This window comes from Niveispirillum sp. CC-CTL257 (genome assembly GCF_059489915.1).
Genome location: NZ_JCAJXE010000001.1, coordinates 532,449 through 558,892 on the forward strand (window position 1 = coordinate 532,449; position 26,444 = coordinate 558,892).

Sequence of the window (26,444 nt, forward strand, 5' to 3'; positions counted from 1 at the left end):
GGCTTTGCGGGGGTGTTCAAATGGGTTGTTGTTAATAAAAGTTCATACTACCCACGGTCTGACCTGTTCAGAAGATATAGGGCCGCATGCAGCAGAAGGCAGATGGTCTTGCCATCCTTGATGCTGCCGTCCCGGATACGGGCCAGCGCCTCGTCGATGCCGATTTCCAGGACGCTGATATCTTCACCCTCTTCAACATTGCCGCCGCCGGCACCCACCCTGTCGTCGGGCCGATAGGGGGCGGCGTAGAAATGTAGTTTCTCGGTCACCGACCCCGGACTCATGAAGGCCTCGAACAGCTTCTGCGGCTGCCCGATAACGTAACCTGTCTCCTCCATCAACTCCTGCCGGATGCGGTCGGCCGGATCGGCCCCGTCCAGAAGCCCGGCCGGCGCCTCGGTCAGCATGTCGTCATGCCCATTGACGAAGGCCGGAAACCGGAACTGCCGGGTCAGGATGACGGTGCGGCGGTCGGGATCGTACAGCAGGATCGTGGCGCCGTTGCCCCGGTCATAGGTCTCGCGGCTCAGGCTCTGCCAGGTGCCGTCGGCGCGGCGGTAATCAAAGCGGGTCTTCTTCAACACATACCAATCGTCGGACAGCAGGGTCACTTCCTGGATGCGGATACGGTCGGCAATGGTCATGGTCGGGCTCCAAGTATCAAGTTCGTGCATTATCGTGTAAAATCGTGTAGAGTCACGATAAATTATGAAGGGGCGTGAGATGCTGACGCAGCAGCGCAAGGCGATGATCCTGGCGGCCTTGAAGCGGGACGGGCAGGTGGTGGCCAAGGATTTCGCAGGCCACCTGGGCCTGTCGGAGGATACGATCCGCCGTGACCTGCGGGAGATGGCGGCCGATGGCCTTCTACAACGTGTGCATGGCGGGGCTTTGCCGGCCTCTCCCGCCGTCGCCGACCTGACGGTCAAGGCGGCGCAGTCGCCCGATGCCAAACGGGCGCTGGGTCTGGCGGCGGCGCGGTTGATCCGGCCGGGTCAGCTGGTCTTCGTTGATGGCGGCACGACCTGCCTGGCGCTGGTTCAGGCCCTGCCGCGCGATCTGCGGGCCATGGTGGTGACCCACAGCCCGGTCATCGCAGCGGCCCTGGTCGATCACCCGACGGTGGAGGTGGCGTTGATCGGCGGGCGGCTGTTCAAACATTCCGGCGTCTGCGTAGGCGCGCAGGTCCTGGACGGTATCCGCCGTTTTCAGGCCGATCTTTACGTCATGGGCGTCACCGGCGTGCATGCCGGCATCGGCCTGACCACAGGGGATATGGAGGAGGCAGATGTAAAGCGGGCCTTCGCCCATGCCGCTGCCGAGACGCTGGTCCTGGCCACCCCGGAAAAGATAGGGGCGGCCTCCCCGCACATCATTGGCCCTGCCACCCTGATGCAGACCCTGCTGGTGGCGGGGCAGGTGGGGGAGGGAGCGCTTGCCCCGTTTCGGGAGGCCGGCGTGTCTGTGGTGAGGGCCGCCTGAGTCCTATTCTTCGTCAGTTGCCGCAGCGGGGGCAGCGACATTGCGGAAGCCCATGGCGACCAGATAGGTCTCGCTACTGTCCTGCCGGCTGGCGGCGGGCTTGGCGTGGCGGACGGTGGCGAAGTCCTTCTTCATTTGGGCCAGAAGTTCCCGCTCCGCCCCGCCTTGGAAAAGCTTGCAGATGAAGGTGCCGCCAGGGGCCAGCACTTCTACCGCAAACTGATAGGCCATCTCTGCCAGGCCGGCGATGCGCAGATGGTCGGTCTGGGTATGGCCGGTGGTGTTGGCCGCCATGTCCGACATCACGATATCGGCAGGACCTTGCAGCAGGGCTTTCAGGCGGGCCGGCGCCTCCGGGATGGTGAAATCCATCTGGAAGGTAGTGGCACCGGGCACCGGCTCCATCTCCAGCAGGTCAATGCCGATCACCTGACCGGTGCCGCCCTTGTCCGACTTGGACCGGTCCACGGCGATCTGGGTCCAGCCGCCGGGGGCGGCGCCCAGATCGACAATGCGCTGTCCACGCTTCAGGAAGCCGAACTTCTCATCCAGCTGCAAAAGCTTGAAGGCGGCACGGCTGCGGAAGCCGCGCTTCTTGGCCTCGGCCACATAGGGGTCGTTCAGCTGCCGTTCCAGCCAGCGGGCCGACGACACCGACCGCCGCTTGGCGGTTTTCACGCGCACGGCCTGATTGCGGCCGGTGGGGATGTTGCCGGAGGACTTAGTCATGGAAAACGCCATCGAACGATAAGGAAGATCAAGGGGGGCACCATCGCCGGAACCGCCCGCCCTGACAAGCGGCGGCTGGTCAACCCAGCTAGCCGCGCCGTCGCCGGTGACGGGCGGCGGCGGCCAGTTCGCACAGGATACCCTCCCGCACGCCCCGGTCGGCGATGCGCAACTGCGGCACCGGCCATTGCCGCCAGATCGCGTCCAGGATGGCGCAGCCGGCCACCACCAGATCGGCGCGGTCACGGCCCACGCAGGGCTGTCCGGCCCGGCCCATATAGTCCAGGCCCAGCAGCGTCTCTGATATCGACCGCGCCTTGTCCCGGTCCAGGAAGGCCCCATCGACGCGGGAGCGGTCATAGCGGGCCAGCCCCATCTGGATGCCGGCGAGTGTGGTGACGGTACCCGAGGCGCCCAGCATCTGTACCCGCCCCTCGGTCACGGCCTTGGAGATGCCATTGCGGGTATCGAAATCGCCCAGCCCCTCGGCCACCCGGTCCATCATGCGGCGGTAGTCGTGCGGGCAGACGCGGTCGCCGCCATAGGTCTCCGTCAGGTTGACGACACCAAGGGGCACCGAGATCTGATCGATCACGCGCGGGCGGCCCCGGACCAGTTCGGTCCAGATCATCTCCGTCGAGCCACCGCCAATATCGAAGACCATGGCATATTGGATGCCGGCATCCAGCAGCGGGGAGACGCCGGCCAGGGCCAGCCGTGCCTCCTCCTTCGGGCTGATGATCTCGATATCCAGCCCCGTCTCATCCTGCACGCGGGTCAGGAACTCATCGCAATTGTCGGCGCGGCGGCAGGCCTCGGTGCCCACCGCGCGCAGATGGCTGACGCCCCGGCGCTCCATCTTCGACCGGCAGACCTTAAGCGCCTGCACCGTGCGGGACATGGCGTCGTCACATAGCCGGTCACTGCGGGTCAGCCCTTCGCCCAGGCGCACGATGCGGGAAAAGGCGTCGATGACCCGGAACCCCTCGCGGCAGGGCCGGGCGATCAGCAGGCGGCAATTATTGGTGCCCAGGTCAAGGGCGGCCAGAACCGGCGCGCGGTTGGCGCAGGCAGTGTCGGCCGTGGGGATTTCCGCCCCACCTGGCGCCGGGTCCATCCCGGTTCTGCCTGCCGCACCATTATCCACTTTGCTTGGTCCCTTTACCTGCCGCTTTCCGTCCTGAAACGGATATGGGTGATGTTCATAACGCTGTCACCCTATCGTAACCGATGCCTGCCCGCCCGCAAGCGCCGTTCAAGCAGCCCTTCCTTGACCGGCGGTGAACAGGTGGGTCAGCAGGTGCCGTGTACCCCTTATGCATTTTTATGTGAAGAAAGGGGTTCACAACCTGAAAACCCGATGCTATAAGCCCGCCCACCCCGACGGAAGACGCGGTTCACACCGCGAAACGCCGGATCGGATGGGGGATCGTCTAACGGTAGGACAGCGGACTCTGACTCCGCCAGTCTAGGTTCGAATCCTAGTCCCCCAGCCAGCCTCTCCAAGTCATTGATTTTGAAGGACTTTCAGCCCCGGTGACAACCTGGGGCGTGTGACACTGTGTACCACGCCATGAAACCAACGATGCTCGATATGGCGGGTAACCAGTACCTTCAAAAGCGCCGTCAGACTTGGTATGTCCGCGTCCCCATTCCCCCGACTCTGCGGCCCCTGTACGGTGGCAAGGAATGCCTTATCCGGTCGCTGAAGACGCGCGACCTGACTGAGGCGCGATACCTTCGCCACGAAGCCGTCGCTGAGATTCAACGGGAGTTCCGCGTCAAGCGCACCGGCAAGCCGCCTGAGGCGGTGCTGGAGGAAGCCCTGAAGCTGCGAGAAGCAATTCTGCGGGCCGACCATCGGGACGTGGATTCCACCGGCCATAGCGACCGGGATACCCTTGAGTTTGTCGCAGAGACCATGGCCGAAGAGGTCGAAGCGGCGCATGGGGAGGCGACTGCCCGCACCGTCTACCGTATCGCCACCGGCAAAGGGCTGCCCACGTCGATTGCCCTTGAACGCTGGCTGAAGGACATTGAGGGCACCATCAAGAAAGGAACCGTCGCTGACCACCGACACGCCGTCAGGCTGTTCGTGGAGTTCTCGGGGGATATGTGCGTCGAGGATGTCGCGCGGATCGACGCGGGCCGCTTCACGACAGACATGCTGAAGGCGGGCGGCCAAGCCAGCCCCAAAACCATCAACAAGAAGCTGAGTAGCCTGAGCGCGATGTGGAAGTGGCTCAGGAAGCGCGGCCTTGTCAACGGGGAGAACCCCTGGGAAGGGCAAGGCGATTACACACGGAGGACGAAGATGCGAAAGGCAGAGAAACGAGCGTACACGGCTGAGGAACTGGTCAAGTTGCTGAGTGCCGACCCTCGGGACGTCTATGCCTCAGACACCTACGCACCAGCCCTGTGGGACCTCATGCGCCTTGGGCTTCTCACAGGCGCGCGCCTGGACGAACTGTGTTCGCTTCGAGTGGAGGACATAGACGCGAAGGAACGCACGATCCGCATACGCGATGGGAAGACGGAGAACGCACAGCGGACGATACCCGTACTGGACCCAATCTGGCCGATCATCGAGCGGCGGGTAGGCGACGCGAAGGACGGCTTCCTGTTCTGGCAGCTACCACCCGGCGGGCCGGACAAGAAGCGGGGATGGACCACGACGAAGCGTTTCACCGCGTTCCGTCGTCGGGTCTTGGGTGACACCGGGACGGAACTGGACTTCCACAGCTTCAGGCGTTGCTTTGCGACCTATCTGGAACGGGCAAGTACAGTCTCCCGCGCCGTGAATGCCAGTGTCATCGCTGAGTTGATGGGACATGCGAAGGGGACCCTTGCTCTTGACGGGTACAGTAGCGGCCTTCGTCTGTCAGAGCACAGGGAGGCTCTGGATGCGATGGCGGGTGTGATTGAGCCTGAGGTGTTGCGTCTGGTGACGCAAACTCCGCGCTGAAACTGGGGTGTATACAAATTAGATTTCGGGACAACGCGCTCTGCCTCCGCGCATGTGGCCGGGTGTCCAGTAATCAGATTTCTGGACAACGCGCCACTGTGCCCGAAGGGAGGGGGCAGCCGCCGCTTCAGGTCGCCCAACGGCTACTGTGGGATGGACGGTCGCGGCGGCCATCCTCTGGGGGGATACACCAGACGGGGCCGGAGGTGCTGGGGAGACGGCGGCTGAAAAGATTGAACCTCTCATGCCCGCCTTATTGCCGGGTGTCCCTTAATCAGATTAAGGGTCAGTCGGGGTCTACAGCGGGGGGAAGGGCATTTTCAACTAAGCTTCCCTCCTCAATCATCGACAACAACAACGACAACAACCCTGGAGCCTCTTTGCGAAATGGGTGGGGTGGCACTCCCCCTGGGGTCGATTTGGGTCCCATCTTGCGCCCCCCTCCCTCCCTCGTCCGGGACATCCCATCGTGAACCAGGGTTGACTGCGACTCATCAGCAGGTTATCCAAAACACCGTAACGCTCGTTAGGCAGTTTTAGATGGACGGGTTCGGCCATGGCTGAGGGCAGGTTTGTTGCTTATTACAGGGTCAGCACGGCGAAGCAGGGGCGCAGCGGCCTCGGGCTTGAGGCACAGAGGGACGCCGTTCGATCCTATCTGAACGGAGGCGACTGGAAGTTGCTGGGTGAGTTCACCGAGGTGGAGTCGGGGAAGCGGAACGACCGACCGGAGCTTGATCAGGCCCTGGAGCTGTGCCGACTGACCGGGGCGACCCTGGTCATCGCCAAGTTGGATCGCTTGTCCCGCAACGCTGCGTTCCTGCTGAAGCTCCGGGATGACGGCGTGAACTTTGTCGCCGTAGACATGCCCAATGCCAACCGCCTTACCGTCGGTATCATGGCTGTGATCGCCGAAGACGAACGGGAACGCATCAGCGCCCGGACGAAGGCAGCCTTGGAGGCCGCCAAAGCGCGGGGAACTCGCCTTGGTAATCCCAACGGCTTCAGCGGTCGGGTCTTCCGGGACGGCGGTCGCGCGGCCAAGGAGCGAGCTGACGAGTACGTTCGCAAGGTGGCCCCCATAATACTGCGGTTAAGCGGGGAGGCGCTGTCCTTGGGGGCCATTGCGAAGCGGCTGACGGACATGAACATCAACACCGCCCGAGGAGGTTCATGGACAGCCCAGGCGGTGAAGAACGTCCTGACCAGGATACCTCAAAGTAAGCCGGGATGAAGGCGACCCACCTACAGGCATAATTGCACAATCCTGGACTGTATTTTCCTGCCTACACTTTTCCCTATCTCGCATTCGGAGGTGGTAAATCGTCTGGTGCAACGATCAGCCTCAGACGTTGGCCGGTTCCTGCGACCCTCGTCCCCGCAGCGCCTCGTAGAGTTGCCCCGGCCCCAGTAGAATTTCGAGTAGGCCCTTCTGGACCTTCTCCGACCCTAGCGCCTGTTTGCTCATCAAGTTGTGGGCTGCCATTGCGTCCATGATCGCATTGATAAATTCACGATACAGGTCGGGTGAGCTGGCAAATTGCGCCTCAGTGTTGTTTGTTGCTTGTTGAACGAGGACGCCAGATTGGAGAAGTTTTCCCCTTAGAGTATGCAGTACATAGGTGACTTGGTCTTCATCGGAGACACCTTCAAAAAGCTGGTTCAGCCTTAAGATGATATCCGCCAGGAGCGCCTTTTCTTTCTCCTGCACTTCACCGCTTCCGGCCTCTGACATCGGCTTCAGCTTCTCCGCGTCTCCAGCACTGAGAACCAAGGTTTGCTTGCCATCGGACTTCAGGGCGTAGTGGGTGAGCGTGATCTTTGATAGGTCCACGCCCTCCCGTTCCCTGCCAAACTGGAGCAGGGGCAGTAGACGACGGAAGAAGATGGCCCGCTTCTCCAGCGCCGTGTTCCCATAGTCGAAAATCTGGGAGAGGAAGCTATAGACCCGGAGGAAGGCTCCCAGGTTGCGGCGGAACAGGATCAGTTCGTTGACCTTGTTCGTCGCCTCCGTCTCGGCCTTCGCGTCTCCTGTTGCGGCTGCGGCTTTCTTTGCCTCATCGGCTGCCTTAAACCGCTTCAGAAGCCGGTCGGCAACGGGCTCTAGGGCCGCTGCAAGCTGTCCCTGGCTGGCCCTTGGGTCCAACTCGATATTGATGACCCGCTCCACCTCGGCATCGCTGTAATAGCCTGTGGCGTCCAGCTTGGCGCGAAGGTCAAAGACAAGGTTGGGATCGGTCACCCCTTCCAATTCCGCTGTCTTATAGTAGGTGCGGAATGCGCTGAGGATTTCCCCCGGATCGTTCACGAAGTCCAGGATGTAGGTCGTGTCCTTGCCTGGATGGGCACGGTTCAGGCGGGAGAGGGTTTGGACAGCCTGAATGCCCGCCAACCGCTTATCGACATACATGCCGCACAGCAGGGGCTGGTCAAAGCCCGTCTGGAACTTGTTGGCGACCAGCAGCACCTTGAAGTCGGGTTCGGCGAAGGCGTCGCGGATGTCCCGCCGCTTCAAGGTCGGGTTCAGAGTGGCACTGTGTTCGGTGAAGGGCTCGGCTGCGTTCTCGCTGTCCACCACCTCGCCGGAGAAGGCGACCAGGGTGCCGATCTTGTATCCGCTGGCCTTGATATATTTGTCGATGGCGATCTTCCAGCGCACTGCCTCCAACCGGCTGGCAGTGACCACCATGGCCTTGGCGCGTCCATTCAGCAGCGGCGCTACGTTCTGCCGGAAATGCTCAACAACAATCTCTACCTTCTGGGAGATGTTGTAGGGGTGAAGCCGCACCCACCCCATGATGCTCTTCACGGCCTCGCTGCGGTCAACCGCCTTGTCATCCATCTCCGCCCCATCATGGGCCAGACGGAAGGCCAGCTTGTACGGCGTGTAGTTCTTCAGAACGTCAAGGATGAAGCGTTCCTCGATGGCCTGTCGCATGGAATAGACGTGGAAGGGCTCCGGGGCGTTGCCTTCTCCCGCCGGAATGTCCTTGCGTGGCGGTCGCCCAAAAAGCTCCAGCGTCTTTGGCTTGGGCGTCGCGGTGAAGGCGACATAGGTGATGCCGGAGTCCGCCGCACGCGCTGCCATCTGGGCCGCCAGAATGTCTTCCGCGCTGATCTCCCCGCCTTCCGCCAGTGCCTTCTGTTCTTCGGGTGACAGCACCTCTTTCAACTTTGCGGCGGCTTCCCCTGTCTGGGATGAATGGGCCTCATCCGCGATCACGGCGAACCGCTTGCCCTGAGTGGCGGCCAGTTCCCGCACCGTGTTCAGCGCGAAGGGGAAGGTCTGGATGGTGCAGACAACGATCTTCTTCCCGCCTGAAAATGCGTCGGCAAGCTCCTCGCTCTTGCTCTTGCCTTCACCCTTCACGGTGGCCACGACCCCCGTCTGCCTTTGGAAGTCGAAGATCGCTTCCTGGAGCTGGCTGTCCAGGACGGTGCGGTCGCTCACCACCACCACGGTATCGAAGACCTTGCTGTCGCCAGCGGCGTGCAGATCGGCCAAGAAATGTGCCGTCCAGGCGATGGAGTTGGTCTTCCCCGACCCGGCGGAATGTTGGATCAGGTACCGATATCCCGGCCCTTCATCCAGCACGGCGGCAACCAGCTTTCGGGTCACGTCAAGCTGGTGGTAGCGGGGGAAAATGATGCCGGTGACCTGCTTCTTGCTGTCCCGCTTGGCAACCAGATAGCGGCCAATGATTTCCAGCCAAGAATCCCGTGCCCAGACTTCCTCCCACAGATAGGCCGTGGAATGGCCCTTGGGGTTCGGTGGGTTGCCCGCCGCGCCATCATTGCCCTTGTTGAAGGGCAGGAAGGTGGTGTCCGGCCCCATCAGCTTCGTCGTCATCCGGACGTCAGTACCGCTGATGGCAAAGTGGACCAGGGCACCGCGCGGGAAATCCAGGAGCGGTTCGGCTGCCCCTTGGCCCTTCGGCTTCGGTTGACGGTCGAACCGATACTGATCGACAGCGTCGTCAACGGATTGGGTGAAGTCTGACTTCAGCTCGGCTGTGGCGACCGGGATGCCGTTCAGGAACAGCACCAGATCAAGGCAATTCTCATTATGGACGCTGTAGCGCACCTGCCGGATAACGCGCAGCCGGTTGGCGGCATAGCGGGCCTGTAGCTCCGTGTTCATCGACAGCGCCGGACGGAACTGCGCCAGCATCAGGGTGCCCCGCAGCCCCAACAGGTCGATACCGTGGCGAAGGACATCCAGCGTGCCCCGGTCGTCCAACTGCTTGCGGATACGGTCCAGAAGCATCGCTTGGGCGGCAGCACCGTGATTCTTGGTCAGCGCCTCCCAGGCGTTGGGTTGCGTCTCCTGCACCCAGGCGACCAGATCGGCGGGGAACAGTGCCCGCACCCGGTCATATCCAGCGGCGTCGGCGGCATAATGCGCCCAGCCCCGTGCAGCCAGAGCAGCGCAGATTTCATCCTCGAAGGCGACTTCCTTATGCAGGGTCATGCGGCGTGCCTCCGCGTCTGGATGGCCTCAGAAATCACCAGGATCGCGCCATGCAGTTCATTGATGGCCCGGCGGAGGTGATAGACATCGACATGAAGCCCGGCGGCCTTCCGCGCTGCCTTGTCAAGCTCCGGGTATCGGAACGCGGTCGATGTTGGGTCGAACTGGGCGAGTTCTGCGATGCGGGCGGTCATCCAATGGGGGACGTCATGACCCGTGGCATGGCTGTAGAGGCCCCGCAGTTCAGCGAACAGCGTATCCAGCCGGTGATGCTTCGCACTGTTGTGCAGGGCGGATTTCAGCACCAGCTCGATGGCATGGCGGTAGAGGAACAGGACCGGATAGACCATCCGGTAATCCTCATGCTCCCGACGCCGTATCCCCTCAGCCAGATGGTCCGCCGCATTCAGAAACTGCCGCGACATCTCTTCCCCATCCGGTAGGGTCATGGCATCGAACAGAAAGCCGTGCGGACCCGACCATGCATCCTCACGGTAGATGGCCGGTGTGACCTCCTCGAACAGCGGACGTGTCCTGGCCTCCTCCCGGTCCATCAGGCAGCCTCCTCGGTCGAAACGAGGCCGCGCACGTCGATCTTGCCGGTAACAGCGGCGGAGATGAGTGCGGAGCGGCGTTCTCGCAACAGTTCCGCGCCGTATGAGGCGACTTCTACCGCCCTATTAAACTTCTGAGTTTCTCTTTCCAACTGGCAAATTATTTGAGATTGCTCGCTCAATGGTGGTATTGGAATTGGCGAATTGCGCACAGTGTCAATTGATATTTCGTTGAAGGTTGAACCTTGCTTGGAGTGCTGCCAGCCTTCTTCAGCAGCATTTGACCTCAAAAATAATAAAAGAAAATTATTGAGTATCAGCGGTCCGCATTCGATCCGCGCCACTCCTCTAGACAGATTGGTGCCTTCGAGTTCGGGTGGAACAATATGGCTCGCGCCAATAGATGCTCTTATGCCCAGAAGAACCTCTCCACCAAAAAGACGGGATCGCGGATAGTTGTCTGCAATTTCCTTTGACGTCTTCTGTAGGTCGTCCAAAGACAGTCGCCCGGAAGACATGTTTGTCGTCTGTATGAATGGCACACCGTCGTCCACCGGATCACCCGGCTGGACTATGCCGTAGCTAATTGATGAACCCGCAGCGATAAGCCGCTTCAGCGCCATGACGTCCCAGTGCTCCGGCACCTCTCCCAGCCACTCCACCCCGGAGTCCTTCATGCGAACATTCGGGTCGAGGCCCTTGGTGACGGCATGGGAGATGACGGCTTGGCGCTTCTCCTTCAGCAGCGCGATCAGGCGCTCCTGCTCGGCCACCAGGGCGTCGATCTTGGCCGTCTCGCGGTCGAGGAAAGCGGCCATGGTGGATTGCTCTTGACGTGGAGGCAACGGAAGGTAGTAGCGAGCGATCTGTCCCTCATTCAACGATGGAACTGCGCCGGGGTTTGCGATTAAAGGGAAATCGACCAACCGCATAGCATATGCCAGGAAATCCGGCAGAACCTGTTCTTGGTCCGGGATCAGACCCATAAGATTATTGTCGAGGCAAGCTGGTCTCGGGAGGCGGCAGATTCGGGAGAGCAACATTGCTGCTCCGATCTTTGCAAAAATGATAGAACCAGCCGGGAAAATGAACGCACGTAGTTTAAGGGCCGTGTCCTTCGAAATGGTATTCTGGCTCGGCTGGACCTCGCCGTTTACAGCAGTCCCGAGCGCATTCACCTTGTGAAACTCGATCTCTAGTCCCGTTTCTCCCTGTTCCTCGTGCGGGAAGCCAGCGCCTGCCTTGAGCATCCCAACCCGCTTAAGCGGGGCCACTATCCAATGCCCAGGCACCTCACCCAGCCATTCGACACCGCTATCCTTATAGTCGGGGTATCTCGGAAAGGTCATGCCATCACCTCACCCAGCATGGCCTGAATGCGACCCACCACGGCCTTAAGATCAGCGTCGATTTCCTCCAGCGGTCGGGGCGGCTGGAACACATAGAAGTGGCGGTTGAACGGGATTTCGTAGCCGACCTTGGTCTTCTCATGGTCGATCCAGGCATCCGCCGCGTGGGGCAGAACCTCCCGCTTGAAATAGGCCTCTACGTCCTCTGACAGGGGCACGTTCTCCGTGTCCCGCAGAGCGGAATCCGGCTGCGCTTTACCCTTCTGCTTGCCACGCTCCCCGACGACGATCCGCCCCTTCTCATCCCGCAGGGGGCGTTCCACCGTGATGGTGCGATAGCCGAAATCGCTATTGCGGAAGATGCGGCTGATGGGGCGGCCATCGGCCTCTGCCTCCTCAAACGCACCGAACAGGCGCGTCACGTCCGTGATGTGGTCGTCCGACAGTTCCTTGCGCTTGGAGCCCAGGCTCTTGCGCATCTTCTGCCACATGCCGCTGGCGTCGATCAGTTGCACCTTGCCCTTGCGGTGCACGGGCTTGCGGTTGCTCACCACCCAGACATAGGTGGAGATGCCGGTATTGTAGAACATGTCCGTGGGCAGCCCGATGATGGCCTCCAGCAGATCATTTTCCAGCACATAGCGGCGGATTTCGCTTTCCCCGCTTCCGGCACCACCGGTGAACAGCGGCGACCCGTTCAGGACGATGGCAAAGCGGCTGCCCCCCTCCGACAGGGGCCGCATCTTTGAGATCAGGTGCAGCAGGAACAGCATGGACCCATCGGATACGCGGGGCAGACCGGGGCCGAAACGCCCGGTGAACCCGTCGCGCTCATGCTCCCGGCGGACCTCCTTCTCCACCTTCTTCCAGTCCACGCCAAAGGGTGGGTTGGACAGCATGTAGTCGAAGCTCTTGGCCGGGTGACCATCATCAGACATGGTGTTGCCGAACGTGATGTTCGCCACGTCCTGCCCCTTGATGAGCATGTCGGCCTTACAGATGGCGTAGGATTCAGGGTTCAGTTCCTGGCCGAACATGGTCAGGCGGGCATGGGGATTATGCTGCTCCAGCCATTCCCCCGCGATGGACAACATGCCGCCAGTCCCCGCCGTGGGGTCATAGATGGTACGAACCACGCCCGGCTTGGACAGCGCGTCGTCATCCTCGATGAACAGCAGGTTCACCATCAGGCGGATGACCTCACGCGGGGTGAAGTGTTCCCCCGCCGTCTCATTCGACAGTTCGGCGAAGCGGCGGATCAGGTCCTCAAAGACCAGCCCCATCTGATGGTTATCGACCCGGTTCGGGTGCAGGTCGATGGAGGAGAACCGTTCCGCCACCTGATACAGCAGCCCGGCCTTTGCCAGCCGTTCGACCTGTGCGTGGAACTCGAACCGCTCAAAGATGTCCCGGACAGACGTGGAGAACCCGGCGATGTAGGCGAACAGGTTCTCCCGGATATGATCCTGGTCGCCCATCAGCTTCTTCATGTCGAGCGGGGAGGTGTTGAAGAAGCTCTGGCCGGACTTGCGCAGCAGGAAGGGTTCCGGATTGATATCCAGCTTCTTCTTCTCCGCCAACTCAGCCAGGACCGCCGCCTTGGTGGGTTCCAGGACGCAATCCAGACGGCGAAGGACCGTGAAGGGCAGGATCACCCGCCCATATTCGGACTGCTTATAGTCGCCCCGCAGAAGGTCGGCGACCGACCAGATGAAGGAGGAAAGGGCCTGTTGGTTCATTGCCTGTCCATCGGTCATTACACATCAACCAGGATGTCTCACGGAGGTGAGGCGACCCGGAAACATCGCTTGGCTGAGCAGGTTAAGCGATCCAGCCCAATCCCAGGGTGTTGAGCTTGTTCGCTTTCCCTCCCCAGTTAGGCGGTGAAGACGGTACGTCGATGGTAAGGCTGGGGGCAAGGGTCACGTTGCCGGATGCGTGGCGAAGGTTCGGCTTGGCTGCCGAGACGGTGTCTGTCGCGGATAAGGGACACCATTGACCAAAGACGCGGCATGTCTGCGGGGCCTTGGACCCATCCCGATACCCAAGGGCCCACAGCTTCCGCCGTCTGTTGGCATCAAAATGTTAAGTCACGACCTTATAGGCCCCTAATACGTGACGACTAAACATTCCTGCGCAACCGTGATCCGGGCTATGGGCCACCCCGGTGATCTATGGACATGACATGGACGCTGATGAATTGATTGTCTCCGGTCGTCGGCAGACCGGGGATGCCTACTCTATTGTCGATGAAACGATGTCGGACATTTCCGAATCGTTCAAGGCGCATCACCATCACCCAAGTCGGGAACAGGTCGCCGCCATCCGGGCTATTGTGCAGACCATGGCGGACATGGCCGGTGGTCTCTGTGCCCCCCTGATCCATCTGTCGTCGCTTGATCCGGGGATCGGAAAGACGACGGCAGTCTGCACCTTCATCAGAGGGATGGTGGTCGATCCCGCCTATGACGGTGTCGGGGTGCTTTTCTGCATCCGGACCATAGATGAGATCGAGAACCTTGTTCGCAGTCTCCAACTGCCTTCGGATGCCCTGTCGGTGTTGACCAGCGATGCCCGCGTCAACGCGCTTGGACAGGCGCAGCCAGACCGGGCACGCGTTCTGGTCACCACCCAGCGGCGCCTGGAGATGGAATTGGAAGGAAGCCCGTTCAATGCCGCAACCAAGCTGTTCTATCAGGGTGCCCCCCGGCTTGTCCGGGTCTGGGATGAAAGCTGGCTTCCGGGTCGTCCGATCACGGTGCCGGTCTATGCGCTGGCGGGGCTGTTGCAACCGCTGTCGTTCATCCACCCGCCGCTGTTGCGAAGCCTGGAGGGCGTCTTCGATGCAATCCGCGCCCGTTCGGAAGGTCTTGGAACCTCGAACAGCCTTGTCTTCGACATGCCCGACTTTGTCCGGGAGGTCGGGGTCACGGAGGCCTGGTTGTTGGAACGGTTTGAGCCGGGCCTTCAGCCCGACCCTGTACGGGCGGAGTTGATGCGGGAGAGGCGGGAACTCCTCACCGACATTCTTCAACTCAGCGGGAAGCAGGTGCGAGTCCGCAATGACGGTCGGTATGGGTCGGTGGTCGTTGATTACGAAGAGACCATGCCCGCCGATCTTGCGCCCCTGCTGGTCATTGATGCGTCGGGCCGCCTTCGGGTTCCCTATGCCGACATGGAGCAACACCGGCGCATCATTCACCGTCTCCCGGCGGCACCAAAATCTTACCGCAACCTGCGCATCCATGTCTGGGAGCAGGGCGGGGGCAAGTCCTCCTGGCAGTCCAATGGCAAACAGCTTGTCGAAGGTATCTGCCGGACCATCGAGACGAAGCCCGATGAGGACTGGCTGATCGTCCACCATAAGCAGGATGGGCGGGTTGGCGACGTGGTGCAGGATATCAGAAGGACGGCAAAGGTGAACCCAGCGCGGCTTCATTTCATCACCTGGGGCAAGCATACCGGCATCAATAGCTATGCCCACATCGGGAACATCATCCTGGCCGGGACGCTGTTCATGCGGGAAAGCTACTATGAGGGGCTGAAGCGCCTTGGGGCCGGGCTCCCCTGCGGTGGTGAAGATGTGACGGCAGATCAGCTCCACCAAACCCGGCTTGGCGAGATCGGTCACGACATTCTCCAGGCCCTTTGTCGTGGGCGGGTCCGCCGGTCGCAGGGCGACGCCTGTCAGCCCTGTGATGCTTATGTCATTGCCTCGGTGCGCAGTGGCATCCCCTCGATCCTGCCAACGGTCTTTCCCGAGGCGGAGGTGGTTCGGTGGAGCCCAGTTCCGGACGCGCTGTCAGGCCGCCCGCGTGAAATCTGCGATTATGTGCTGGCTTGGGCGGCGTTCTCAGCCCCCGGCGATGAGCTGTCCTTCCGTCAGGTGCGTCAGGCGCTCGGCATCCAACCGGCCCACTTCGCCCAACTGGTGCGGCACAGCGGCTTGGTCGAGGCGCTTCATGCAAACGGGGTCATTAGGGTCGGGGGAGGGCGGTACTACACCAAGTTCCGGCTTGCATCTGATCTGTCCGACCCGGCGGACGGGATGGAGCAGGTCAAGGACGCTGCGTGAATCTACGGCGCGGGGTTCTGGGGGTTTCCAGGAGAGGAAGGTTCCCCTTCACCGGACCGTCGGACCCCGCCCGTCGTTATCAGCCTGGGTAGTGCGTAGGAGGATGCCGGTTGAGTGGCCGCTTAACTTGTATTCGCTTGTTCAATGGGTGTGGTCTTGACCTGCGCAGCTCGCAAGGGAAGTGTGACGAACACGTACATCTGGGTATAGATGTCAATCGTCTGCTGAAGGATGCGGAGATCGGAAGATGGGATTGAGTCCAGAGACAGTAAAGCGTAACAAGGAAGGGGCTGGATCGTACATAAGTTATCTGCGCAAATCCCACGGTCTCACCCAGGGAGACTTGGCGCTGTTGGTTGGTATTGAGCACTACACAATGATTTCATCATATGAGTCTGGTCGTGTGACTGTGCCACCCTCAAGCTATCGGCCACTAGCCCAGTCGCTCCGTGTCGATCCTCGGGAGTTTACAGTCCGGATGCTCGCTTGGAACGAACCCCAGACTTACGCGGGCTTGTTCGATAACATGGACGTCGAGGTCGCAGTCATGTTGATCACCAGGGGAAGTCCTCGGCTGAAGTCAGCCGGTCGTGTAGGGACAACCGCTTATGCAGAAGCGATCCAGTTGCTCCGTCAGCTTATCGAGGAAGGCGGCTGGACGGTGGAGACATTGAACCGAGGGTATGAACTCATAGGCAATGGCGAGTAGAAAGTAGAAGATATCGCGTCAAAGGTATGGCCCCGTCACTCGGAATGGTGGATGATCTGCCAACTGCAACTGTCATCCGTTGTTGAGGGGCGATATGGCACCTGTAAGGAAGGCTAGAAGCTCGAACAACAAGCTGGAGCGATGGGAAGTCGCGCTCGTGAAGCGGTTCATCTCATCAACCAGTCTGAATGACCAGGACATCCTCGCCTACTTCACGCGACCAACCCGCAGTATCAACCATGCGCGGATATCCGAGATTCGGGGTGAGACAAAGCACAGAGGGGTAGAGGCCGCTTCAGAGGAGGCGCTTGCCGACTTCCTTGCTGGTTGGCCTCACCTCGACCCGACTACCGGCCTCCATGTGCGCGGCGATGAGCTGCTGATCAAAGCACGGGAAGCAATGCTCAACGCTGTGCAAGGCTTCAACAACCCCCGTGCCCTGTTCAAAAGCGAGCTGTTCATCGTCACTGCCGTGATCGCCTTCACCTACCTGCTTCATTGGCACTACCGTCGCAACGGTGTGGACATTCGCCATAAGCGAACCAACGGCGGTGTAGAAGAGGTCGTAAAGACTCGGCATGGTGCGGACAAACATTGGGAGTTGGAGGAGTGTCTCTGGCATCCTGGTTGCCCACTGGATGAGCCGACCAAGACCAACCTCGGCTTCCTCATCACCATCAGGCACGAGATTGAGCATCAGCTCACCAATCGTATTGATGACGCGATATCAGCCAAGCTCCAGGCGTGCTGTCTCAACTTCAACCGTGCCGTCAAGGAGATCGCTGGTGCCCAGTATGGTCTCGACAGCGAGATGGGGCTGGCCCTTCAGTTCAGCACGATAGACCGGGACCAGCGAAACATCCTGCTCCAGGAGACGGACCTTCCTGCCCATATCCAGGCCGCGCAGATCGCTTATGAAGATGCGCTTACCGACGAAATGGTCGCTGATCCGCGCTATGCGTACCGGGTGGCGTACATCGAGCAGTCTGTCAACTCAAAGGGCAAGGCCGATCAGGTTGTGGAGTTCATCCGGGGGGACAGTGAACGCGGTGAGAAGCTGCGGTTGCTGCTCAAGGAGACGGAGCGCCCCAAGATGAAGCCAAAGCAGGTAGTGGACCTGATGAAGAAGGAGGGCTTCCGGCGGTTCAACATGACGGCGCATACGAAGCTGTGGCAGTCCGTTGGTGCGAAAGACCGGGGGAAGGCTTACGGGGTCACGCTGGCGGATGGCAGTTGGTACTGGTACCCGTCCTGGGTTGACCACGTCCGCGCCTACCTGAACGAACACGGGGACGAGTTTCGATGACCGGTTAGTCCGTCTCCCCGGCGCGTGACCTCTCCCCTGTCCAAAAAGAATGGGAGTGACTTGGGTTGGCCTGTGAGGCTCCCTGGTCACTCCCTTTTTTTGCCCTCTACGAGCCGTCTTGACTGCTACACCGAACTCCTACACCTTGGGGTCCGATACACCTCGAAACCCAAGGCATAACAACGGCTTAGATCAGACGCTGTAATACATCTTGTAATGTCCTCAGCCCCCAAGTCCCAAGTTGTTCTGCTTGAATAGGGCGACTGCCGCTGGCTGTTGCTGGCGGGCGGGGTCGATTGGATAGCAATCAACGCTTTGGCCCCACAGGTTGAGGCATTGGGGTTGCTGGAGACGACGGTTACCATAGTCGGGAAGTCACCGGGGAGAGCTTCCCGCTCGATCCCGAGGAACGGGCCGCGAAGATAATCGCAGGTGAAATCAGTCTGACCCACTGAGGCATCTTGGGAGAGCGCTCCCTGATCTGAACCAGAAGGTTCGGGTCGGGGCTGTGCTCTCCTTTTTTTTGTCGGGGCTGCAAAGCGGCTTGACAGAGGCGTGTGACATACTGTCCACTGTCACACGTTAATTGGGCTGAAATCATACAGATCAACGACTTAATAGGTTGTGGCTTAGTGTCCTAGTCCCCCAGCCAACCTTTCGAAAGCGCCCGACCTGGTCGAGGCGCTTTTTTGTTGTCTGCGCCAAACGAAAAAAAGGGGACGGACCCTGTCGATCCGCCCCCTCCGAGTGACCCCGCCTCAGCTTCGGGGTAAGGTGTGAACTTACTCTGCCGCCGCCAGGAACCCGCCTGACTGCCGGTGCCAGAGCTGGGCGTAGCGGCCGCCCAGGGCCAGCAATTCGTGATGGCTGCCTTCTTCCACCACTTTGCCGCCTTCCAGATAGAGGATGCGGTCCATGCCGGTGATGGTGGACAGACGGTGGGCGATGGCGATGACCGTGCGGCCTTCCATCAGGGTCCAGAGCGCACCCTGGATCAGATGTTCCGACTCGCTGTCCAGGGCGCTTGTCGCCTCGTCCAGGACCAGGATGGGGCTGTCCTTCAGCAGGGCGCGGGCGATGGCGACCCGTTGGCGTTCGCCACCGGACAGCTTCACCCCCTGTTCGCCGACAATCGTGTCGTACCCTGTTGGACGCTTCATGATGAACTCATCCGCATGGGCCTTGACCGCCGCCGCACGGATTTCCTCCAGGGTCGCCCCCGGCTTGCCATAGGCGATGTTCTCCCCCACCGTCCGGTGGAAGACGCCCGGCTGCTGCGGCACCTCCGCCACCGCTTCGTTCAGGCTTTGCAGCGTGACATGGGCGATGTCCTGACCGTCGATCAGCACGCGACCGTACTGCGGGTCGTATTGACGCCGGATCAGCTTGACCAGGGTACTTTTGCCGGCGCCCGAGCGGCCCACCAGCCCGACCTTTTCGCCGGGCTTGACGGTCAGGTTCAGGCCGTTGAAGACCTTGGTGCCATCACCGAAGCTGAAATGCACCTCCCGCAGCTCAATCCCACCGGCCCGCACGCGCAGGGGCGGCGCGCCGATCGTGTCGGTAATCTCATGCGGGGCCGACACCAGATCCAGCGCCTCTGACAGCGTGCCCAACTCCTCAAAGAAGGTCAGCATGCGGTCGGACAGGTGCCAGACGGTGTTGGAAATCTGAAAGGCCAGGGTGAAGACCAGCGTGAATTCACCAATACTCATCCCGCCCGACAGGGTGCGATGGATGGCGACCCAGACCAGCGCGCCCAGCAGTGCCACGATGGAGAACATCTGGAACAGCCGCATGGCCACCAGGAACCAGCGCAGCCGGCGCGACCGGAACCGCTCCTCATTCACGTAATGCCCCAGGAAGGACCGTTCGAACAGGGTCCGGGCAAAGCCCCGGATCAGGTCGGCATTGGTGATGGCATCGATGATCCGGCCCGAAGAGCTGGACACCGCCGCACTCATCTTCTCCGACAGGGTGAAGCAATGCCGGGCCAGCCAGCCCGACACGGCCACATACACGACCATCCACACCGCCAGCACGGCAGAGAAGACGGGCGATGCCGTCCAGAGCAGGGCCAGCGCCACGGTCAGCAGCACCAGGACGCGGATCACATCCCACATCAGGATATCGACCACACCCAGGATGGCATTGGCCCCCTGTTTGATCTTCTGCCCCAGCTTGCCGGCGAAATTATCCTGGAAATAGCGGGGGCTGTGCCCCAGCAGCCAAGCGAACATCCGCTTCTGCGCAAGCGCCCGGATCGAGGGCGAGGTGTAGATATCGATAATCTGATAGACGCGGTACATGCCCATGCTGGAGAGCCAGATGGCCAGCAGCATGACAAACCAGCCCATCACGCCCAGACCCAGCACGTCATTGGCAGGGGCACCGCCGGTCGCCTGCGTGAGCGCATCAACCACGGCCTTCAGGGCATAGGGCTCAAACGCCTCAATCCCCTGACCGATGGAGACGGCCAGCACCATCAGGGTCAGCCGGCCCGCGAATTTCTCCCGGATCAGGCCCCACATGAAGGCAAAGGGCTTCGGCGACAGGGGCTTTGGCTGCTCCTGATCTTCCCAGGCGAAATCCTGGTCCTGACGCTCCAGACTATCAATACGCACCGCGCGCATCCCGGCGCGCAACATGGCGGCAAACATCTTCCACCCCATCTCCGGCCCAGGGCCATCCCCGCACCGCACAATACATCCGATATCGGAAGTGATGCGGTATGGTTAGGATTCTGTCAACGGGGAAAAAACTTGGGCCACACATCAAATGGGCTTGGGCGTTGGGGCGGTTCCCGGTCCTGTGAAACATTGTGAGACACGGGGCGCGGTGATGTTTCACTGGCTATGGGGCGATGGGTGCCACGGTTCGGCGGGGTTCTGTGCAACCCTGTGAAACATGGTTTGCGGGTTGGTTTCAGAGGCGGTGGTGGTGAGGGTGGCGGGGAGCGCAGCAGTGCCTGCGCAACCCTGTGAAACATGGAAAGGGCGCGTGTTTCATTCGGGACGGCTCCAACAAAGGCGGCAGAAAGCGGGCGTTTCCGGCCTTTGGGGGAGGCCGGATCGGGGTGGGCGCAAGGGTGGCGTTGATGGGGAGAGGATAGCAGGGATGGGGGTGGGAAGTCAGTAGTTGGGATTGGTGCGTCAGGTGGGGGCCGGGGTGTCGGGTTCGGCGTCGGGAGGGGGGAGGAACCCATGTTCGATGAGTGCGGCGACGATAGGGTCCACCAACGCGGGATCGGGTTCCTGCCCGGCTTCATAGGCGCTTTGAGTGTAGTCACGAATGAAAAGCACCAACTGCCGGCCGAAGGCAGCAGGTATGCTGCGAAAAAACGGAAACAGCAAACTTACCGCTTCCCGCGCTGCGGCAAGGGCATCGTCAAATTTACCTGCCGCCCGAAGACAGTCCCTCAGAATCGAAATGGAGCCTGTCAGATCGGGCAGGTAGGCATAGGGCCGTTTTTCGGCAAGAGGGCGGCGTATGACCACCGCCTCCTGCACCGCAGCCAGCGCCTTTTCCCGCTGCCCAAGGCTGGACAGGCTGATTGACAGGTTGTTCAAGGCCATTGCCAAATCGGGTAGGTAGGCGTCGGGTTGTGTTTCGGCAAGGCTCCGGAAGTGCCCAACCGCTTGGTGCGACGCCATCAACGCCTTTTCCCACTGCCCTAGTTTAGACAGGTTGGCAGACAGGGTGTTCAGTGACACTGCCAGATTGAACCGGGAGGCATCGGTCTGTGACTCGGCGAGGCTGCGGTAATGATCGACAGCCTCCTCCCCCGCCGCCAGTGCCTTATCGAGCTGCCCCAGTTCTGAAAGGCAGCTAGAAAGGTTGTTCAAGGCCATTGCTAAATCCTGCAAAAAGGCGCCGGGTCGTAGTTTGGCGAGGGTGCGGTAAAGTGCTACGGCTTGGTCCACCCTCACCAATGCATCCTCATGGTGTCCCAGATACGATAAGTGGTTGGAAAGAGTGTTCAGGGACGCTGCAAAGTTGTGCAGGTAGACTTCTGGTCGCGTTTTGACCAGTGTGTGATAAAGGTCCACCGCCTCCTCTGCTGCGGCCAAAGCCTTTGCGGGCTGCCCTAGGTTGGAGCGGCGAATTGATAGGTTGTTCAGGCGGCCCGCCCTGAAAGCCTGCAACCTCTCAGAAGCATCCGCTGGAAGGGGTAAATCGACCAGTCGTTGTTCCACCTCCACCGCTATCTCAAGCAGTTCGGTCGTGTACTCCGGCAGCAGGGGTGACAACGTCAACGCCTGTTCAAAACTCAGCCGGCCCATCACCCCCCGAAACACGGCGGCCATCGGCAAGGGCTGTTCCAACGCCACGCGGAAGGCGGGCACGGCTAAACGGTCGAAGTTTCGGTCCAGAATGGCGCGTAGCCATTCCACCGCGTCCGGCTTGCGGGCGGCGAGACGGTTCAGGATAGTCAGGGCGGTTTGGGCCTGCGCCTCGCTGGCCTCATTTCCCGTGGCGGCGATCAGCAGGGGATCGGTGGGGGATTTGACGGTGCGCCAGACCAGATGTTCGCCCAGCAGGTCCGGTTCCAACCCGCGCAGCAGGTCGCCATCGCCATAGAGTGGGCGCAGGGCCTTCAGCAATCGCTCTCTTGTTTCGATGCTGTGGCTGGCAAGGCGGGGCAAACGACATAGCAGGGTGTCGGCGTCACAGACGGATGTTGGTGAGGACAGGGTCAGCAGGGTCAGGGCCTGGCGCACTAGGTCCAGATCGCTGCGGATGGCGGGGCTGTTGTCGCTGCTGTCGCCATGCAATTCCCGCCGCCACAAAACCTCTTCACGATCAATCAACTGGTTCAGAATGTTGTCGGAGGTCAGGCCGTCGGTTTCCGCCGCTTCCACCGCCAGCAGGGCGCGGGCGCGCGCGAACAGGGGCAGGCGCAGTTCGGCGGGCCAATCCGGGGCCGATTTCAGGGTGGCGATGTCACGGCGCAGCAAGATGGCGAAGACAGAAAGGGCGTCGGCATAAATCTCCGCTGGGCCATTGTCAGGCAGCGCCAAAATGCGCATCGGCACCTGTTCACAGATTTTCTCATCCGCAAAGAAATGTTCAGGCGCACCCGGAAGGGACCGGCAGTTTGACCACCAGTCGCCAGCCTCCCGCTCAATCAACAACAATCGAAAGGCCGGGTTCTTCGGCCAATCATGGGCAAGGCGGGCCAGTGCGGACAGCACCGCCCCCCGACTGGCGGCGTAATCCAGCACGATCAGGGTGGGGCGGTCAGGCGGCAACACCAGGACAAGGTCAGCGTCGGACAGGGCTGGCCAGCGATCCGCCGCGAAGCCGGTACGCCATCCCGCAGCCTCCAGCCGACGGCAGAGTTCCAGGGCAAGGCGGGTTTTACCGTGGCCGCCGGGACCGATCAGCAGGCGTACACCCACTTCCTTCCGGTTCGTTGCCCATTGCCAGAGGTCATCCATCTCCGTTTCCCGACCGCGCAGCGGCAGGTCGGTGTGGCGGGCGGTCAGCAGGATGTTGGCAGAGCGGCGTTGCCGGAACGGTTTCGGCGCGTTGGGGCGCAACAGGGTGAGGCTGCTGAGGTGGCGAAGGAACAGGTCGTCGGGTAGGCGACGCAGTTCGGCCAGGATGTCGGCCTGTCCATCCTGCATCACCTTCCGCCACAGCGATTCGGTGGCTTGCAGGCTATCGGTCTGGGTCAGGACATGGCGCAGTAGGATGGTCAGGACGGCCTGGACGGCGTCATTCTCCCCCTCCATCCCGTCGATCTCGGTCAGGATCGTTTGACCATTACGCAGGATTTGGGTGGTTAGCGTGTCGGCGTCGTAGGCGGCGTGGACGATATCAGTGGCGCTGGGCGCATGGTCGCGGAGCAGGTGCCCGGCGATGGTGAGGGCAACTTCCTGACGGCTTTCGTCCAGGCGTAGCATGGTCTGGTGGGATTTGATCTGGCGTTCCGCCGTCTTCATCGCCTGGCGTGTGGCGCTGGGCAGGCGATTCAGAACCTTGTCCAGCCATGCGCCTGCAATTTCCCCCGTGGTTTCCCACAGCTTCTTCTTCACGTCGGTCAGATCGTCCGCTACGGACAGGGCGAAGGCGATTTTGACCAGAAGCCCGAGGGTGATGATGTCCATCGCAGCGCCTTAACTGGGGTACTCCTCAAGGATATGCGGCGTGGGTGCTTTGGGCAACTGGGGGATGGTGGGGGTGGGGTGCCTTTGGCGGCTGGGGGCGGCGATGTCGGGCGCTTGGCCCCTGGGCCCCGGCCTTTGCCGGGGAGGCGGTTGGGGGCGGCGGGCGGCGACGGGGGCGTGACCATGACGGGTGTTGTTACAACCAGCCCCGCCGCTTGAAATACAGGAACGGTACGATCACCGAGATGATCATCAGGGCGATGGCGAGCGGATAGCCGAAGGGCCAGTCCAGTTCCGGCATGAAATGGAAATTCATGCCATAGATGCTGGCCACCAGGGTCGGCGGCAGGAAGACAACCGCGGCGACCGAGAAAATCTTCACGATGTTATTCTGCTCAATCCCCACCACGCCCAGCAGCGCATCCAGTTGGAACGCGATATTGGAGGAGAGGAAGGCGGTATAGTCGGCCAGCGATTGCGCATCCTGGCTGAGTGTTTTCAGGCGGGCGCGCAGGGTCTTTTCATTGGTCAGTTCGCGCACCGTGCCCGTGAAGGCGATGATGCGGGTCAGGGTGACCAGGCTTTCGCGCGCCTTGGCCGTGAGGTCATGGGCGCGGGCGATGCGTTTCAGCAGCAGATGCTGCTGATCGGAATTCAGATGGCCCTGGTGCCCCTCAATCAGCAGTTCGCGGGCCACCGCCGTCACATCGCGGCCCGCCCCCTCCAGCACGTCGGCGATGCGGTCCAGGATGGCGTCCAGCAGCGACAGGAAGGTCGAGATGCCATTGTCCAACCGCACGCCCTGCTTCGTCACCTGATTATGGAAGCCGTAGAAGGGCTTGGGGTCATCGAAGCGCAGGGTGATCAGGGTGTCGCCCGTCAGGACGAAGGTGATGTCCATCGTCTCCGGCACGGGCGCGTCGGCGCGGCAGAGGACCGTGGCCGTCATGAAGGCACCGCCCGCCTCGCGATAGACGCGGCTGGACAGCTCGATCTCCCGCATCTCCTCGCGCGTCGGCAGCTCAATCCCGAAGGTCTGTTCCACCAGTTGGCGGTCGGCGGTGCTGGGCGCGTTCAGGTCGATCCAGCAGGCCTGTCGCAACGCCTCCACCGACGGTACGCCGTCCAATGGCTCATTGCGACCTTCGATCATGCGGTAGGCGCGTATCATCGGCCCTCTCCCCCGCGTCAAATGCTGCTGACCTTCCCGGCTTTACCGTTTCCGACGGGGTTGGGGAAGGGCGTTTTCGTCGCGGGGGACAGAAACGCGGGGCTGGCGTGGCGGGCCGGTTCCAGGTACATGCTGTGCCTTATGAATCCGCTGCTGAAACTCGCCCTCGAAGCGGGGCCGCTCGCCCTGTTCTTCGTTATCAACACCCGTTACGGCCTGATGGTCGGCACGGGCGTGTTCATGGTCGCCACCGTGGTGGCACTGACCGTCAACTGGCTGCTGGAACGCCGCCTGCCGGTGATGCCGCTGGTGGGGTGTTTCTTTGTGCTGGTGTTCGGCGGGCTGACACTCTGGCTGAATGATGAGCTGTTCATCAAGATCAAGCCGACGGTGGTCAATCTGCTGCTGGCGGCCTGCCTGTTCATCGGCATGGCGTTGAAGCGCAACCTGTTGAAGGTGGTGCTGGGCGCGGCACTTGACCTGACAGAGGAAGGGTGGCGCATCCTGACCGTGCGCTGGGCCTGGTTCTTCCTGGTTCTGGCCGTGCTGAACGAGGTCGTCTGGCGGAATTTCGGCACGGAAATGTGGGTGAATTTCAAGGTGTTCGGCATCATGCCGCTGTCGCTTGCCTTCTCCATGGCCCAGATCCCGGTGATCATGAAGCATCAGCGGGCGGAGGGAGAAGGTGGGCCGCAGGGCGACAAGGCCGGCTGACCGTTCGGGCGTGGTGCCGGTGCCCGAACGGTCAAGGTCGTGAATTTCAGCGCTTGAAGATCGACTTGCGGCCCCGAATTTCCAGGATTTTGCTGGAGCCGCTGACGCCACCATTCTGCGACACGATGCTGATCGGCGGCTGCTTCAGTTCCTTCTGGAAGAAGATCAGGCTGTCATGGAAGCTGATGGAGCCGAGTTCGCGGGCCATCTGATGCAGGGGGAAGGCGGCATCATCCTCGGTGTACCAGCTGTGCATGCGGTCGATCAGGTCCTTGGCGAACTCGATGAAGCTGCCGGGCGCGCGATGGCCGCCCATGAAACCCGGCCAGTAGCTGGTGTGCACATCTTCGACAATGTAAAGGCCGCCATTCTTGAGATGCGGCCATAGAGTCTGAAAGCTGACGATCTGATGGTCGCACATATGGCTGCCATCATCGACGATGATGTCGAACGGGCCGCCCTCCTGCGCGGTTTCCAGCAGGAACGGGACGTTCGACTGATCGCCGATGCGGATATTCGTGCCGGGAATTTCCAGGGATTTGCAGTTCGGATCAATATCCATGAAGGTCAGCTTTGAATTCGGCGCGAAGAAATCGCGCCACATGCGCAGCGACCCGCCCTTGAAGACGCCGATTTCCAGGAAGTTGACCTTCTGCCCCATCCAGGGACCCAACTTATTGTCATAGACGCCGGCATAATGCGCCATCTTGTACAAGGGCTTATCGTCGGTCCGGCCCATATAATTGGTGAAATAATTCCGGGTGCTGGTCATCACTATTCTCCGGCGGCGGTGCAATCCGCCGAAA

At 61.1% G+C, this 26,444-nt stretch carries 18 protein-coding genes and 1 tRNA gene; 8 read left to right on the forward strand and 11 right to left on the reverse strand.

Features of this window, described 5'->3' with window-relative positions; translation table 11 throughout:
* Positions 1 to 47 precede the first annotated feature (47 nt).
* Positions 48 to 644 carry an NUDIX domain-containing protein gene (locus ABC729_RS02620; protein WP_495606108.1) on the reverse strand — a complete coding sequence of 199 codons (597 nt, stop codon included), beginning with the start codon at positions 642 to 644 and terminating at the stop codon, positions 48 to 50.
* Between the two features lie 79 nt (positions 645 to 723).
* Between ABC729_RS02620 and ABC729_RS02625 the strand changes: the two genes are divergently transcribed.
* Positions 724 to 1,482 (forward strand): DeoR/GlpR family DNA-binding transcription regulator, encoded by a 759-nt coding sequence (locus tag ABC729_RS02625; protein WP_495606109.1) that lies wholly within the window; start codon positions 724 to 726, stop codon positions 1,480 to 1,482.
* Between the two features lie 3 nt (positions 1,483 to 1,485).
* Here ABC729_RS02625 and ABC729_RS02630 read toward each other — a convergent pair whose 3' ends face one another.
* Together ABC729_RS02630 and ABC729_RS02635 are read right to left on the reverse strand one after the other, a co-directional pair.
* The gene (locus ABC729_RS02630; RefSeq protein ID WP_495606110.1) at positions 1,486 to 2,223 is read right to left on the reverse strand and encodes an RlmE family RNA methyltransferase; all 738 of its coding nucleotides are present in this window, start codon (positions 2,221 to 2,223) and stop codon (positions 1,486 to 1,488) included.
* A gap of 76 nt (positions 2,224 to 2,299) precedes the next feature.
* Positions 2,300 to 3,328 (reverse strand): Ppx/GppA phosphatase family protein, encoded by a 1,029-nt coding sequence (locus ABC729_RS02635; RefSeq protein WP_495606111.1) that lies wholly within the window; start codon positions 3,326 to 3,328, stop codon positions 2,300 to 2,302.
* 305 nt (positions 3,329 to 3,633) lie between these two features.
* Here ABC729_RS02635 and ABC729_RS02640 point away from each other — a divergent pair.
* The 3 genes from ABC729_RS02640 to ABC729_RS02650 all read left to right on the forward strand — a co-directional run bounded on the left by ABC729_RS02640 (position 3,634) and on the right by ABC729_RS02650 (position 6,410).
* Positions 3,634 to 3,707 (forward strand) — tRNA-Gln (locus tag ABC729_RS02640).
* A gap of 89 nt (positions 3,708 to 3,796) precedes the next feature.
* Complete coding sequence (locus tag ABC729_RS02645) at positions 3,797 to 5,176, forward strand: tyrosine-type recombinase/integrase (RefSeq protein ID WP_495606112.1); 1,380 nt, start codon at positions 3,797 to 3,799, stop codon at positions 5,174 to 5,176.
* A 556-nt stretch (positions 5,177 to 5,732) separates the two neighbouring features.
* A complete protein-coding gene (locus tag ABC729_RS02650; protein WP_495606113.1) occupies positions 5,733 to 6,410 on the forward strand; it encodes a recombinase family protein in 678 nt (225 codons plus the stop codon).
* 111 nt (positions 6,411 to 6,521) lie between these two features.
* Here the strand turns inward: ABC729_RS02650 and ABC729_RS02655 are convergent, their stop codons facing one another.
* From ABC729_RS02655 to ABC729_RS02670, 4 genes are read right to left on the reverse strand one after another with little or no spacing between them, the layout of a single operon-like run.
* Positions 6,522 to 9,647: a type I restriction endonuclease subunit R gene (locus tag ABC729_RS02655; protein WP_495606114.1), complete on the reverse strand. Its 3,126-nt coding sequence runs from the start codon at positions 9,645 to 9,647 to the stop codon at positions 6,522 to 6,524.
* Positions 9,644 to 10,201 (reverse strand): hypothetical protein, encoded by a 558-nt coding sequence (locus ABC729_RS02660; RefSeq protein WP_495606115.1) that lies wholly within the window; start codon positions 10,199 to 10,201, stop codon positions 9,644 to 9,646. The genes ABC729_RS02655 and ABC729_RS02660 overlap by 4 nt, the downstream gene beginning before the upstream one ends.
* Positions 10,201 to 11,550 carry a restriction endonuclease subunit S gene (locus ABC729_RS02665; protein ID WP_495606116.1) on the reverse strand — a complete coding sequence of 450 codons (1,350 nt, stop codon included), beginning with the start codon at positions 11,548 to 11,550 and terminating at the stop codon, positions 10,201 to 10,203. Before ABC729_RS02665 ends, ABC729_RS02660 begins: the two co-directional genes overlap by 1 nt.
* Complete coding sequence (locus ABC729_RS02670) at positions 11,547 to 13,289, reverse strand: type I restriction-modification system subunit M (protein ID WP_495606117.1); 1,743 nt, start codon at positions 13,287 to 13,289, stop codon at positions 11,547 to 11,549. The genes ABC729_RS02665 and ABC729_RS02670 overlap by 4 nt, the downstream gene beginning before the upstream one ends.
* Positions 13,290 to 13,735: 446 nt before the next feature.
* Here ABC729_RS02670 and ABC729_RS02675 point away from each other — a divergent pair, with 446 nt between their 5' ends.
* The 3 genes from ABC729_RS02675 (at position 13,736) to ABC729_RS02685 (ending at position 17,640) form a co-directional block, all read left to right on the forward strand.
* Positions 13,736 to 15,625, forward strand: a complete 1,890-nt coding sequence (locus ABC729_RS02675; protein WP_495606118.1) for a hypothetical protein — start codon at positions 13,736 to 13,738, stop codon at positions 15,623 to 15,625.
* Positions 15,626 to 15,872: 247 nt separating this feature from the next.
* The gene (locus ABC729_RS02680; RefSeq protein WP_495606119.1) at positions 15,873 to 16,334 is read left to right on the forward strand and encodes a helix-turn-helix domain-containing protein; all 462 of its coding nucleotides are present in this window, start codon (positions 15,873 to 15,875) and stop codon (positions 16,332 to 16,334) included.
* A 157-nt stretch (positions 16,335 to 16,491) separates the two neighbouring features.
* Positions 16,492 to 17,640, forward strand: a complete 1,149-nt coding sequence (locus ABC729_RS02685; protein WP_495606120.1) for a DUF3644 domain-containing protein — start codon at positions 16,492 to 16,494, stop codon at positions 17,638 to 17,640.
* 782 nt (positions 17,641 to 18,422) lie between these two features.
* Here ABC729_RS02685 and ABC729_RS02690 read toward each other — a convergent pair.
* From ABC729_RS02690 to ABC729_RS02700, 3 genes are all read right to left on the reverse strand, one after another.
* The gene (locus ABC729_RS02690) at positions 18,423 to 20,300 is read right to left on the reverse strand and encodes an ABC transporter ATP-binding protein (protein WP_495606121.1); all 1,878 of its coding nucleotides are present in this window, start codon (positions 20,298 to 20,300) and stop codon (positions 18,423 to 18,425) included.
* A gap of 492 nt (positions 20,301 to 20,792) precedes the next feature.
* On the reverse strand, positions 20,793 to 23,753 hold the full coding sequence (locus tag ABC729_RS02695; protein WP_495606122.1) for a tetratricopeptide repeat protein: 2,961 nt from the start codon (positions 23,751 to 23,753) through the stop codon (positions 20,793 to 20,795).
* Positions 23,754 to 23,949: 196 nt separating this feature from the next.
* The gene (locus ABC729_RS02700) at positions 23,950 to 24,924 is read right to left on the reverse strand and encodes a magnesium transporter CorA family protein (protein WP_495606123.1); all 975 of its coding nucleotides are present in this window, start codon (positions 24,922 to 24,924) and stop codon (positions 23,950 to 23,952) included.
* A 141-nt stretch (positions 24,925 to 25,065) separates the two neighbouring features.
* Here ABC729_RS02700 and ABC729_RS02705 point away from each other — a divergent pair, with 141 nt between their 5' ends.
* Positions 25,066 to 25,638, forward strand: a complete 573-nt coding sequence (locus ABC729_RS02705) for a septation protein A (protein ID WP_495608630.1) — start codon at positions 25,066 to 25,068, stop codon at positions 25,636 to 25,638.
* 46 nt (positions 25,639 to 25,684) lie between these two features.
* On the opposite strand, the gene ABC729_RS02710 is transcribed toward ABC729_RS02705, so the two are convergent.
* Positions 25,685 to 26,410, reverse strand: a complete 726-nt coding sequence (locus tag ABC729_RS02710) for a class I SAM-dependent methyltransferase (RefSeq protein ID WP_495606124.1) — start codon at positions 26,408 to 26,410, stop codon at positions 25,685 to 25,687.
* Between the last annotated feature and the right edge of the window lie 34 nt (positions 26,411 to 26,444).

What these genes read in the sequence shown, in the direction of transcription:
- ABC729_RS02620 (WP_495606108.1), bottom strand. Translation starts at nt 644, where the DNA reads ATGACCATTGCCGACCGTATCCGCATCCAGGAAGTGACCCTGCTGTCC.
- ABC729_RS02625 (WP_495606109.1), top strand. Translation starts at nt 724, where the DNA reads ATGCTGACGCAGCAGCGCAAGGCGATGATCCTGGCGGCCTTGAAGCGG.
- ABC729_RS02630 (WP_495606110.1), bottom strand. Translation starts at nt 2,223, where the DNA reads ATGGCGTTTTCCATGACTAAGTCCTCCGGCAACATCCCCACCGGCCGC.
- ABC729_RS02635 (WP_495606111.1), bottom strand. Translation starts at nt 3,328, where the DNA reads ATGGACCCGGCGCCAGGTGGGGCGGAAATCCCCACGGCCGACACTGCC.
- ABC729_RS02645 (WP_495606112.1), top strand. Translation starts at nt 3,797, where the DNA reads ATGCTCGATATGGCGGGTAACCAGTACCTTCAAAAGCGCCGTCAGACT.
- ABC729_RS02650 (WP_495606113.1), top strand. Translation starts at nt 5,733, where the DNA reads ATGGCTGAGGGCAGGTTTGTTGCTTATTACAGGGTCAGCACGGCGAAG.
- ABC729_RS02655 (WP_495606114.1), bottom strand. Translation starts at nt 9,647, where the DNA reads ATGACCCTGCATAAGGAAGTCGCCTTCGAGGATGAAATCTGCGCTGCT.
- ABC729_RS02660 (WP_495606115.1), bottom strand. Translation starts at nt 10,201, where the DNA reads ATGGACCGGGAGGAGGCCAGGACACGTCCGCTGTTCGAGGAGGTCACA.
- ABC729_RS02665 (WP_495606116.1), bottom strand. Translation starts at nt 11,550, where the DNA reads ATGACCTTTCCGAGATACCCCGACTATAAGGATAGCGGTGTCGAATGG.
- ABC729_RS02670 (WP_495606117.1), bottom strand. Translation starts at nt 13,289, where the DNA reads ATGAACCAACAGGCCCTTTCCTCCTTCATCTGGTCGGTCGCCGACCTT.
- ABC729_RS02675 (WP_495606118.1), top strand. Translation starts at nt 13,736, where the DNA reads ATGGACGCTGATGAATTGATTGTCTCCGGTCGTCGGCAGACCGGGGAT.
- ABC729_RS02680 (WP_495606119.1), top strand. Translation starts at nt 15,873, where the DNA reads ATGGGATTGAGTCCAGAGACAGTAAAGCGTAACAAGGAAGGGGCTGGA.
- ABC729_RS02690 (WP_495606121.1), bottom strand. Translation starts at nt 20,300, where the DNA reads ATGTTTGCCGCCATGTTGCGCGCCGGGATGCGCGCGGTGCGTATTGAT.
- ABC729_RS02695 (WP_495606122.1), bottom strand. Translation starts at nt 23,753, where the DNA reads ATGGACATCATCACCCTCGGGCTTCTGGTCAAAATCGCCTTCGCCCTG.
- ABC729_RS02700 (WP_495606123.1), bottom strand. Translation starts at nt 24,924, where the DNA reads ATGATACGCGCCTACCGCATGATCGAAGGTCGCAATGAGCCATTGGAC.
- ABC729_RS02705 (WP_495608630.1), top strand. Translation starts at nt 25,066, where the DNA reads ATGAATCCGCTGCTGAAACTCGCCCTCGAAGCGGGGCCGCTCGCCCTG.
- ABC729_RS02710 (WP_495606124.1), bottom strand. Translation starts at nt 26,410, where the DNA reads ATGACCAGCACCCGGAATTATTTCACCAATTATATGGGCCGGACCGAC.